This is a genomic window from Alteromonas sp. CI.11.F.A3 (genome assembly GCF_032925565.1).
Classification (GTDB): Bacteria; Pseudomonadota; Gammaproteobacteria; order Enterobacterales; family Alteromonadaceae; genus Alteromonas.
Map to the genome: position 1 here is coordinate 1,656,279 of NZ_CP136708.1, position 11,712 is coordinate 1,667,990.

Below are 11,712 nucleotides of genomic sequence, written 5' to 3' on the forward strand. Positions count from 1 at the left end.
AAACAAGGCCAGAAGTAACATGGACGTGCCGTAGTGGGAATACCAGACAAACATAAACAGGAAATTTCTCTATTACACGGCTTTATTGCCCTTTTCTTAATTCTCGTTGTTAGTGGTTTTACTTCTTATGCGCTGAACCTAAGTTGGGGATGGCTTCGTCAGGCGCTAGCCCTTGTGCACCTGTTTGCAGGTTATGTAATTGGTGCCATTTTCTTTTTTTACTCCTATAAGCATTTTAAACGAACGGTGGGTTTTCGACGGACTGGCTCGATCATTCTTGGCGTAATTTTATTTCTTGCAATCTGCTATCTCGCGCTAACAGGTGTTCTGATCAGTTTTACCGGAGTATTAAAAAAACAAGCTTGGTTGCTCGACAGTCACATAGTGTGTGCAATCCTAACGCTTTTCCTGTTAGTCGTTCATTTAATTTGGCATTACATAACATTCCCAAGAAACAGACGTTCAAGCGTTCCCTCCGGGTTTGTTACGCTTTCTAATAAAATAATCAAACCTATTTTGGTTTTAGTGGGGGTTGCATGTGCTTTCACCATTACCCTGTTGACTGGAAACTACCTAATCCAAAATAACTACCCAAATAATACGGTGGACGATTATCTTTATGCTTATGGCGACGGTCCTTTTTTGCCCAGCTTAACTATGACCGAGAGTGGTACTTTTGTACAACGAAGGCATATTGCAGAATCTGCACAATGTATTGAATGCCATAAAGGGATAGGTGATCAATGGATGGCTTCTACGCACAGACATGCGGCGGATGACCCTACATACGTACGAAACGTGAATTTGCTGACGGAATCTAAGGGCATTGCACCAACCCGATATTGTGAGGGGTGTCACGCACCAGTGGCTTTGTTAACCGGACAGTTAACACCTGGGGGGAGCCATGGAGGTAAACTCGGTACTGTTGCAAACAAAGAGGGGATCAGCTGCATGTCATGTCATGGCGTGAGTCACTTAACTAGCTCAGAAGGGGTGGCAAGTTATCATTTTTCCCCCAGAGAATCGTATCTGTTTGCCGATGTGGATGTATGGCCTCTTAATTTTTTACATCAACAGGCACTAAAGTTGGTTCCACAGCGTCATGCGAAGGATCTTTTATCACCGCTGCTGCAAGAGTCGCAATTTTGCAGTTCATGTCATATTCAGTTTATGGATAAATCCATGAATAACTGGGGCTGGGTAAAAATGCAGGATGAATTTCTAGCCTGGTCAAACAGTAAGTTTAATTCGCCTAAAGAGCTGAGATTTTCTCATCCACAAAACAAACAATGCCAAGACTGCCATATGCCGATGATAAAGGCTGACGACATTGCAGCCGATGGCGCAGGGCAAGTACGTTCTCACTACTTTGTCGGTGCCAACGTAATGTTGGCGAAACATTTCGACAACGAAACATTATTTGAAATGACCAAAGAATTTCTGCAGCAAGACAAAATTCAGTTGTCGATTGAGCCTCCCGAAGATGAGCAGGCCAAACAAAGCGCACTGTACCTTAAAGCTGAGCTGAGAAACCAGCACAAATATCCGGTTGCGATGTATCGGGGAGAGCACAAAAAAATCAAAGTGTTATTAACGAATCAAGGCGTTGGTCATAGTTTTCCCGGTGGCACCATAGACTTAAATGAAGCTTGGATTGACTTTAAGGTATATGACGGACAGCAACGTCTTGTCACCTCCAGTGGTCAGTTGCAAACAGACGGGTCCCTGGGGGCAGATACGGTTGTTTACAAAGAGATCGCAATCGACAGACACGGAAAAGAAGTATGGCGTCACGACTTGTTCAATATGGTTGGGCGAAGTTATGTTAATGTGATCCCTGCGGGTTCTACTGACGTCGTAGAATTTGATCTCATAGTGCCAGACTGGGCCACTTCACCACTTACTATTTCAGCCACACTTAAGTTTCGCAAACTCAACCAGAAGTATTTAGATTGGGTTAATCTAAAGCAATCAGTTGATACCAATCCAATTATAGATATAGCACGAGACAGTGTCAGTGTAAAAGTGCTCAAGGCACCAGCGAGTCAGTAGCTTTCTTTGATGCGAGCACATAATGCTGGCGCCACTGCGAATCAAGTACATAACCTTTAGCTTGCGCGTAATGAATAAAGCTAGCAATCCAAACATTATTTACCTGATTAGTAGAGACATCGATGTAACTGTGCTGAAGATACAAAAACTCAAAAATTCTGGTCAGCTGTGGGCTTGGTTCTCCTAACCCTTCTTTTTGTGCATTTCGTGCAGCACGGGCCAGTTGATTTATTACTACCCGTTTTTTCACCTTTGAGTCGGATTGCATCAAATAATTAAGTGTCATGGGGTTGTCTTCCAAGATAGCACTAAAACCACTTCTAAGGTGCTTCATGTCTGGCTCAAAGCGTTGCTTACAATACTCTGTTAAAGAAGTGCGAATACGACACTCCTTTGATATAGCTGACTGAAATGCTAGGGAGTACTGGTTTAAATCTTGGTTTTCGAAAAAGGACTTTAAGCTTTGCAAAGTTAAGTAAGGAATAAACCAAGATTGCTCAGGATAATGCTCTAGTAGTAACTGTGAGTAATCTTCAGACAGGGGCAGACCGAGTTGGTCCATTTTTAAAATAATGCGTTCAATATCCTTTTCTGAGCGCAACCGATTAAGTTGACTTATCGCTCGCAATTTATCCTGCTCTGTTGCTGCTGAAACAATATCGATAGTATGGGCGATGGAAAAATGACTAAACAAAGTCGAATTAAGGTAGGTGCTGACCCAGGAAGTTTTAGTTGGGTTTGATTCCGTCGTCGTTGTGGGCCCAAAAACGTTTTGTAAAACAAGTCTGTCAGGATGAAGCCTGAATACCAATTCATCATTTTCAGTCCGCTCAAGAATAGATTTTATCCTGCCAGGTTTTACGTCAAGTTTGGTTAACGTCACAACGCATTCGGCTTTGAGTACTGGTTCGTAAACGTTGGAACAGATCTGCGTTAATGGGGCTAGTGCTTTTCGGTACTTCAAAAATCCAATTGTTCTAATGACGGATGAGGTTAGGGCGTTCGGTGCGTGTTGATTCTGTTGGTTCTGGCGAAGAAATACCATGAGCGAAGCGCCTATTGTTGGGTCTTCGCTCGCGCTCAAAGCGTGAAGCGCACAAATTGTCTCAGATTCAGAGGGCGTTCTCAGTGCGCGGTGCAACAACTGAGACTTCAGTACTGGCTTATTTAATGGAGCCACCTCTTCTTCCCAGAACCAGTAATTAAGGTTATCTGTTAGTTGGCAAAATTGCGGTTCTGGCAGTGAACGAATCAAATAATCCAAGTGTTCGACAAACAGATCACTTTCGGTTTTGCTGATTAACTCAATAAGCATGGCATAAAGTTCACCACGCTGCTGCGATGGCGGAAATCGCTGCATCTGGTTAAATAACCAACTGATTAGTGTGATGACTTCCTGACTTCTCGCCTGCGAAGTTTTCACTGTTACAAATTTATCATGGTTTAATTGTCTGGCAAATGTCAGCAGTGAGCTAAGCGAGGGCTCAATTGTTTGCGATAGAGCGGGAATAAGTTCATTCACCGGTAAATCTATATACGCAAACAAATTGTAATGGCCGGCCTCAATTGAGTCAGTATGCATTCTTGTTTTTTTCGAGATAATGTCGATCTTACCTTGTGCCAAACTCAACTGATAAATGTTATTTAGTGATAAGTTTTCAAAAATATTTTTGTTATCAGGTCCTGTCACTTTAAGCGATACGTTAGAATCAAATTGACCTAGGCCGAAATGCACCCTGCGTTGGCTTGAAGACAGAAAGGGCTGAGGCTTCACTAATGTCTCGGTTGCTAACTGCGTGTTTGACTCAGTGTTTAAAGTAAATTCTACTAGATTGCAGAGGTTTATTGGCTGACAGTTGAAAGATATCCAGTTATTGTTGGTATGAGTGCGATTCATATACAGTGATAGCACACCATTATTGTTGTTTACGGCGTAATCAAGTTTCCCATCGTTGTCAAAATCAGCAGACGCGATCCCTCTGGAGGAACGTTTTAGTGTGGGAAACTGGGAAAATAAAGTTGTCTCAAATCGTCCATTGGCTATCTGAAGTCTTCCGGAATTGACATTTCCTACAGGCACATAAGGGGTTTCAATATGGGGTTCAGCGTTGCCCTTTGCTATGATGAAGTCTTCACGGCCATCATTATTTAAATCTTCAACAATAGCCCCCCAAGATTGCACTGAAGCGTCCTTATCGGATGTTGCGAATAATTCCCAAGCTCTGTCCTTGTTTACTTGTTCACCTACCAGATGCAATTGAGTGCTTCCCCCTCCAAAGGGGATGAACAACAATGCAGTTTTATCTGCAACTTTTATAGAACTGAGTTGAACGTTGGGGGACTTCTTAAAACTCAATAGTTTGGTAAAGAGGTTACTTGACTGGTTATCGCCAAAATCCATAAAGTCTGAATTTGAACCTGAGCCGTTTGCAATATAGTAGCCGCCTGAAGCGGACCTATTTCCGGCAACAATTTGTTTGGGTATGATACTTAAAGTTCGGTCATAACTTGATAGTTGCAGAGTTTCGAATAGAGGAGTGGATGTGTTGGCTTGGGAACCGCTATTCAGCAGAATTGCGTTTCTTAATCCATTGTAGTTTTCAGCATTAAATTGGGAATCGGTTTCATAACCGTATTCCTGATTCCCTATTTTTATGTCGTTCTCATAATCTAGAAAGTTGGCGACGAGAATATCCTGCTTGCCATCTAGATTGTGATCCCAAATAGTAATAGACAGCGGCCAGTAAGGTTTTGGGATTTCACCTATTGTGGACTGACTAAAAGTTTTGCCATTTTTGTTAGTGAGCAAGATTAATTCGTTAGTTTTACCATAAACGAGGTCTGGATATCCATCGTCATTCAAATCGCCAACAGCACAGCCATATCCACCAGGTAACTGCGCTTCTCCTGCTAAGGTGGTGACATCTGTAAAATACTGTCCGGCGATATTCTGATAAAGCTTGGAACCTGTCGGGTTGTTCCACCAATGTTTTTTTCCATATCGACGAGTAACGCCTTCGCCACCCACAACAAATACATCCTCATACCCATCTTGATTGAAATCTATGACACATACACCTGAACCCATTGCATCTTTGATACCGGATAGCTTTTCAGTGCGCTGAATATGTTTGAACATGATGCCCTTTATAAAGGCTGATTCTACAAATTGAACAGGCGTTTGCTCAGTTTGAAAACTGATAGGATTTACTGACTTGGAGGTTGTCGAAAAAGTAAAATCAGAAATAAGATTTAGTGATAAACAGATAACACTTATCAATCCAAAGGTAGTTAGTACTTTGATATTAAGAAGAGCTTTTTTCACAACAGTCCTTGTTTTTCAATAAACTGTAACACTACGGGGAAGATGCCTTTAACGAAAGTCTATTCTGTTCACAGAATAGCAACAAGAAAAAGAATATTCTTTACTTGAAAAAGTGACAAGTGTAATATTTACTCGCTGGTGTGAAAAATATACAACTTGTAGTGCTTTATTCATATTTCGATGATTTGCACTTGGTCTTAAGGTTGATGAAATACGACCCCGTGGGTTCAGGCAGGGCGTAATTTGTACGGAAAAAATAATAACAGAATGGATGCGGTTTTATGAAAAGCAGTAAAGTAACTAAAGCCTGTATTGTGCTTTTATGTCTTGTGCAATCTCTCTTTTTTAGTGCGGCAGCACTAGCGACCCTAATTAATAATGGTGATTTCTCATCAGGATTGAATGACTGGAGCGACGCGAGTTTCACTGGTTCAGTGACAGAGAATGGCGGTCAAGCTATTTTATCATCAGGTGATAATACTGACCCGTTTGCAGCCGTCCTAATACAAGGTGATGATGGAAGCTTCCTTTTTGATTCTCCCATCATGGTTGATCCTAATGTGTCAATGTTAAGTGTCGACACGGCGCTACTAAGTATGCTTTTTGATCCAACAGAGCAAGGCGGCTCAGCTTTTAGTGACACGCTTTTTTTGGCAATTTATGATGCGGCTGACTACACCCTTGATGCTACGTTTGAAATTCCTGCACTTGGGAATGTAGCTGAAACCTTCTTATTTGATATGAGTGATTGGTTAGGCCGAGGAATTGCCATCTCATTTGAACTTGCCGATGAAGATGATGGTTTTAATCTTTCCTACTCAGTAGACAATGTCCTCTTTACTTACAACAACACACCGGTGCCTGTGCCGGAACCAGCGTCCTTCATTATGTTACTCGTTGGTCTCACGCTGTTAGCACGTTGTCGCAAGTCTGCGTAAACAAAAATCAAAAATTATAGGGGCTAATCAGGTCCTTTTTAGGGAAGACGCTCGTTCTTTTAAAAGATCGAGCTATCAGGGAGATAAAAGTTTGAACACGGTTAAGTCACTACTTTTCATATTCGTTTGTTCGGTTGCTGCTTTACTCGTGAACGTAGGTAAGGCAAATGCGCAAACAAATTCAGATGGTTGGGTAAAAGATACAAATATAGAAGTAAGCTGGAATAATCCAACACGTAGTAGGCGCTCACCCGATGCTACCGTTACGGCACAAATCACAAACAATGGTGATGAACCGATAAACGGCCCGGTCCGCTTTGTTATCGAATCGCTTACGCCAGCTACTATAACGGTTGGCAATGCTGACGGCGAGTTAGGCGAACTGGACTATGTTGTAGCACTTCCTCAAAACCAGATACTAGAACCCGGTCAAAGTCTGACGGTTGGTCCCATCACTATTGTTGGTGGGCGCAACAGTTTCGATATCAGTGGCTCTGCCTATGTTCAGGTATCATTAGAGCCTGTGGCACTGGAAGTGGATATCCTTTCACCCACCACGTTATCCACCTTTGGAAGTTCGCCAGTAACTGTTACGGGTACTATTAATCAGGAAAATGCGGAATTAACATTAAATGGTGCAGTAATTGCGCATGATGGCAAACAATTTAGTGCCAATGTTGAACTAGGCGAAGGATTTAACACCGTCGTAGCACGAGCGACCAATGCAAGTGGTGAGCAAACAACCGATTCTATTTCTGTATCACTGGACTTAACCCCTCCTTACATAACAATCGAATCTCATACAGAAGCACAAGAAGTCTACAGTGACAAAATAACTGTAACAGGCCTGGTTAATGATATTGTGCGCGGGACCGTCTCTGAAGAACAGGCAACGGTTGAAGTTAATGGCATTAAAGCGACCGTGAGTAACCGTAGCTATGCCGCAACGGACGTGTCCTTAAACGAGGGCGAAAATGTTATTACGGTTACCGCTATTGATGAATCTGGCAACAGCGCATCTATTTCCCAAAAAGTTATCTACAAAATTGCAACAGATAAACGCTTAGTATTGGTAAGTGGCCAAAACCAAACTGCACAAATCGGCAATAAACTACCTGAACAACTAATTGTAAAATTGCTTGATGGCTCTGATGCGCCAATCGCAGATGCAATTGTTGTTTTCAGGGTAACGCAAGGTGCTGGAATTGTTGGCAGCACGCCAGAAACATCTGGCCGAGCAATCATTGCGACGACTGACGCTGAAGGTATGGCGCGCACTGAATTTCAGGTGGGCTACCGCACAGGTGTCGCTAACCATAAGGTTCGCGCTAAAGTCGTGGGGGTTGAAAACGAGGTTATCTTTCCTGCGTCAGCAACCAGTGTAACGGGCGACAAAATCAGCGTTAACTCAGGTAATAATCAGCGTGGTGTTGCAGGACAAACCTTACCAGCTCCATTTGTTGTTGCAGTAACAGATAGTGGTGCCAATGTAGTGCAAGGAGCACGTGTACGCTTTGATGTGATTAAAGGCGACGGTGTTTTCCAAAATGAAGAAAGTAGCTATGAAACCTCGACCGACAGCGACGGACGAGCCTCGGCGCAACTCGTTTTAGGTCCACTTACGGGCATAGATGCCCAGCGTGTTGAAGCTGTATTGATTGACTCGCCTGAGGGTATTGATTTATTGGCAGGTTTCTCTGCGACGGCATTTGTACCAGCAGACGCCGGAATCACTAGCGTAAGTGGTGTTGTACTGGACAATCAAGACAAACCTTTGCCCGGGGTGACGGTGCGTATAGAAGGCACAGACAGGACCGCATTTACAGATCAACAAGGTCAGTTTACTGTTAGTCAAGCGCCAGTAGGACCGGTTCATTTAATCGTGGATGGCTCAACCACGACTGCTTTTGGTGAGTACCCGACGTTAAGCTATCATATTGTAACCGTGTCAGGTGTGGACAACCCACTTTCTGGCCCGATCTACATGGTCAAACTAGACACAGATAACGGTGTGTATGCGGGTAAAGAAGACGTAGTACTTACTCTTGATAACTTCCCAGGATTTAAACTGGAAATCGCAAAAGATTCAGTGACATTCCCAGACGGTTCGCGTGAAGGGATTGTTTCAGTCACACCTGTAAACGCTTCAAAAGTACCAATGGCGCCGCCCAATGGTATGCAACCTCAATTCATCGTAACAATCCAGCCAGTTGGCGCGACCTTCTCTCCTGCTGCGAAATTAACGCTACCTAATGTAGATGGCCATGCGCCAGGTGCACAGGTTGAAATGTATTCTTTTGATCACGACCTAGAAGAGTTCGTGGCAATAGGTTTAGGTACAGTTTCGGAAGATGGTTCAGTTGTTTCATCCAATCCTGGTGTTGGTGTCGTGAAAGCAGGCTGGCACTGTGGTTCACAGCCGGGCGGTTCAGGTACAGCCCACAACTGTCCAGAGTGTCAGAAGTGTCAAGGCAGTTCATGTGTAAGAGATCCGGGACAGGATAGTAAACCTCGTTCTCAGCAGACACCAGAAGATTGTAAAACAAAATTGTGTAAGGGCTCTAAAGCAAATCCGGGCGACATTCCGGTAAGTGCAGATGTGAAATACGATTGTAAAAAGCCAGGATGCGATGGGGAAAATCCAATTTTTGATGTTCCAGACGATGGAGATATATCTGAAGACGACAAAAAGTGCGGGATGTGCTCTGGCGGAGAAAAAGTGCCAGATGAAAGTAAGAATAAACAGGAATGTGGTGACGGCTCCGATGCTAAAGAGTGTTACACCTGTAAAGATGGAAGTTGTGGAAACCATTGCGAAGCAAGTAATGCAAAAACAACAAAGTCCATTGAGGTAAAAGGCGATCACCCTTTGTTAAAAAAACTTGATGTTTTAAGCAATGGGATGCCGTACGCAAAGCTTGAAGTCAAAGGTTCATTTGCATTAAACGAAGAAAGTGGTGAAAAGTGCTGCAAAGATTGCTCAATTGGCAAAGACCCGAAACCATACACTAAAACTGAATTAAAGGGCTCAGGTTCACTGGAAGGGACCTTTATTGTTCCGGGACTAGGTCTATTGTACCAGCTGCCAATCAAAACCTATGGCCCAGTTAAACTAGGTGGTGAGGTTGAGTTTGGGCCTGGTGTGAAAGGTAATTTAGGTGTTTCTGCATCTGGTTCAACAGAAGTATCAGAGTGTGACCCAGAAACGTGCGGTTTATTGACGATAGGAGTCTCAGGGTCGCTAACTTTAGGTGTTTTTGCAAAGGTCAAGGGCGATGTCAAATACTGTAATGTTTTTAATGAAAAAGACTGTGACAAATTAATTGAAGGTGAAGCTGAAGCTTCATCAACAATTAATGCTGGTGTTTCTTTCGATTACAAAGATTATGAAGGTGACAATTGCACCAGCTCTGATTGTTATAGCTATAGCTATGGCAAAGCGGAATTTAAAGCAAATGCTCAGTATAAAGTTGAAGTAGGTGGGTTGTATAAATATCAATATCAAAACGAAGTTTCAGTAACGTTTGGTGAGGCTGGTTCAGGAGGTACGTGTGGGTAACACGAGAATTTTTAAAACTTTATTTTTTTATATTTTTTTAAGCTCATATTCAATTGATGCATTAGCTGAGCAAAAGAGAACCTCATTTATTTTGGCTGAATCACCCAGTGGTGAGGTTTCAGTTGCTGGTAGCATTGTTATAGATAATTTGTTTCATAAAACTCAACTGTCGTTGAATGAGAGCGATACTAAAAACAGTATTCAAACCTTATCTAGGTATTACACACTTGCGAAGGAAAACGACAAGGCGAAGTTGCGAAAGTTGTCGTACGTCAAAGATGGTACCTATTCTTGGATGAGTAGAGAACTGAATAGTATTCCTGATAAATTCGAGGGCTTTGCTAAGTTGCGAAAAGCTGATGCCACTCACAAATTGTTCTGGGGTGATTACGAACTTTTTATTGTTGATTGGTTCACCGAAGCTCCTCAGAAAGTTATGAGCTGGTACGAGGCGGTTATATGTGCAGAAAATAGCCAATGCCATATCAGCAATTTATTGCTTAATGGGAAAACTTCGAGCTCTATCTTCTCCGGTGTGCTTACAGACGTTTACGTTAAGCCACTAAAAAAAGTGCCAACCTTGCCATACTCTGTAAGCTATCTACCTAAACCATTTAGTGGTTCTAATCAAAATGCGCTCGTTTTTAATTTTGAAGTTGAGTGGTTAAACAAGCCATTGGAATTTAAGGTGGATGAGAAAAGTAAACTTCAAGATAAGAATGTTCAGTTCGTACATTTAGAGTCATTTCTGAGAGAACTTTGGTCTGTGCGCGGGAATACAGTAAAAAGAATAGTTAAAGAAAAGGCATATAAAACGTCTTTAGATGCGCATTGGCTCGACTTTTCTACGAGAAATCTTATTCCTGTGATAAATCCTGGTTCGGGGTTTAGTCTAAGTAACTACACGCCTGTTGCTTATTTGGACAGGTTGTCCAAAATTGATGAAGTGAAAGTTGAGGGTGTACTTCATGCTACAAATGAAATGTACGTCGTCATGACAGCTTCGTTACTAAATCAACAGCAGTTAGTTATTATTACTTTGGACCGAAAAACAAAAAAACTAAAACAGACACCAAACAACTTTAAACTTCAAGAGATTGTTAATACTCCAGAGTTCTATAGAAAAATGGCTTCTATTGTCAATAAGAGAGCTTAAATTTGAAAGCGAGCGACGAGATTGATGTTACAGGATACCTAGTTGCTTCTAGTTATTGCAACGCTAAATTGAACATAAATAAAGATGTAGTCGCTATCACTCCTAACCTCAGAAGTTATTTATTTGAATGTGGATTGCATTTTTTTTGTTGGGCATGTTGCATATTTATGTCGATTAAAGTTTGGCAGTTGGAACCAAACCTTGATTCGAAAACCAAATTCGTTATTGGTGTGCTTACACTGGGTGGGCTCTTTAGTTTAGGCACAGCCTTTATATGCAGAAGAAGCAGAAGAAAATTCTATTTTGACCTAAACGAAAGAGTGCTGAATGTCGGCAGTTCGAATGACCCGAAGACTAAAGTTGCTTTTGATTCGTTTGAAAAGCTTCTGTTTGTTACGACACAAATATATGGTACTGAGTCATCATTCACTTGTTTTGAACTAAGCGTTCTAACCAACAACCGAAAAAGAGTTGTTTTGATGTATCACAGTGATTATCACAAAATCCAAAATGATTTAGATGTACTCGCTGAAATACTGGGATTAGAAGTGGAAAGTCTAGAGGCTTGACACCACCACCAATAATTAGTTTTGCTCACATTAAAATGATTGCAGTTGCAATTGCAGTAAAGTTGCTTGTTTAAGTTAACCAATATACACACACAACGTGTGGCGCAGGGATA

At 42.1% G+C, this 11,712-nt stretch carries 6 protein-coding genes; 5 read left to right on the forward strand and 1 reads right to left on the reverse strand.

Annotated elements, in window-relative coordinates; genetic code table 11:
* The first annotated feature begins 33 nt into the window (after positions 1-33).
* Positions 34-2,052, forward strand: a complete 2,019-nt coding sequence (locus R1T43_RS07060) for a multiheme c-type cytochrome (RefSeq protein ID WP_317354383.1) — start codon at positions 34-36, stop codon at positions 2,050-2,052.
* Here the strand turns inward: R1T43_RS07060 and R1T43_RS07065 are convergent.
* On the reverse strand, positions 2,030-5,377 hold the full coding sequence (locus R1T43_RS07065; RefSeq protein WP_317354386.1) for a CRTAC1 family protein: 3,348 nt from the start codon (positions 5,375-5,377) through the stop codon (positions 2,030-2,032). The genes R1T43_RS07060 and R1T43_RS07065 overlap by 23 nt on opposite strands.
* Before the next feature lie 281 nt (positions 5,378-5,658).
* Between R1T43_RS07065 and R1T43_RS07070 the strand changes: the two genes are divergently transcribed.
* The 4 genes from R1T43_RS07070 to R1T43_RS07085 all read left to right on the forward strand — a co-directional run bounded on the left by R1T43_RS07070 (position 5,659) and on the right by R1T43_RS07085 (position 11,599).
* Positions 5,659-6,315, forward strand: a complete 657-nt coding sequence (locus R1T43_RS07070; protein ID WP_317354389.1) for a PEP-CTERM sorting domain-containing protein — start codon at positions 5,659-5,661, stop codon at positions 6,313-6,315.
* Positions 6,316-6,406: 91 nt separating this feature from the next.
* Positions 6,407-9,874 carry a carboxypeptidase-like regulatory domain-containing protein gene (locus R1T43_RS07075; RefSeq protein WP_317354392.1) on the forward strand — a complete coding sequence of 1,156 codons (3,468 nt, stop codon included), beginning with the start codon at positions 6,407-6,409 and terminating at the stop codon, positions 9,872-9,874.
* Positions 9,867-11,030 (forward strand): hypothetical protein, encoded by a 1,164-nt coding sequence (locus tag R1T43_RS07080; protein WP_317354394.1) that lies wholly within the window; start codon positions 9,867-9,869, stop codon positions 11,028-11,030. Before R1T43_RS07075 ends, R1T43_RS07080 begins: the two co-directional genes overlap by 8 nt.
* A 2-nt stretch (positions 11,031-11,032) precedes the next feature.
* Positions 11,033-11,599, forward strand: coding sequence for a hypothetical protein (locus R1T43_RS07085; protein ID WP_317354396.1), 567 nt, complete (start codon positions 11,033-11,035; stop codon positions 11,597-11,599).
* Positions 11,600-11,712 lie beyond the last annotated feature (113 nt).

Bases quoted from the DNA above. Each gene is read 5' to 3' on its own strand.
- R1T43_RS07070 (WP_317354389.1), top strand. From the start codon at position 5,659: ATGAAAAGCAGTAAAGTAACTAAAGCCTGTATTGTGCTTTTATGTCTT.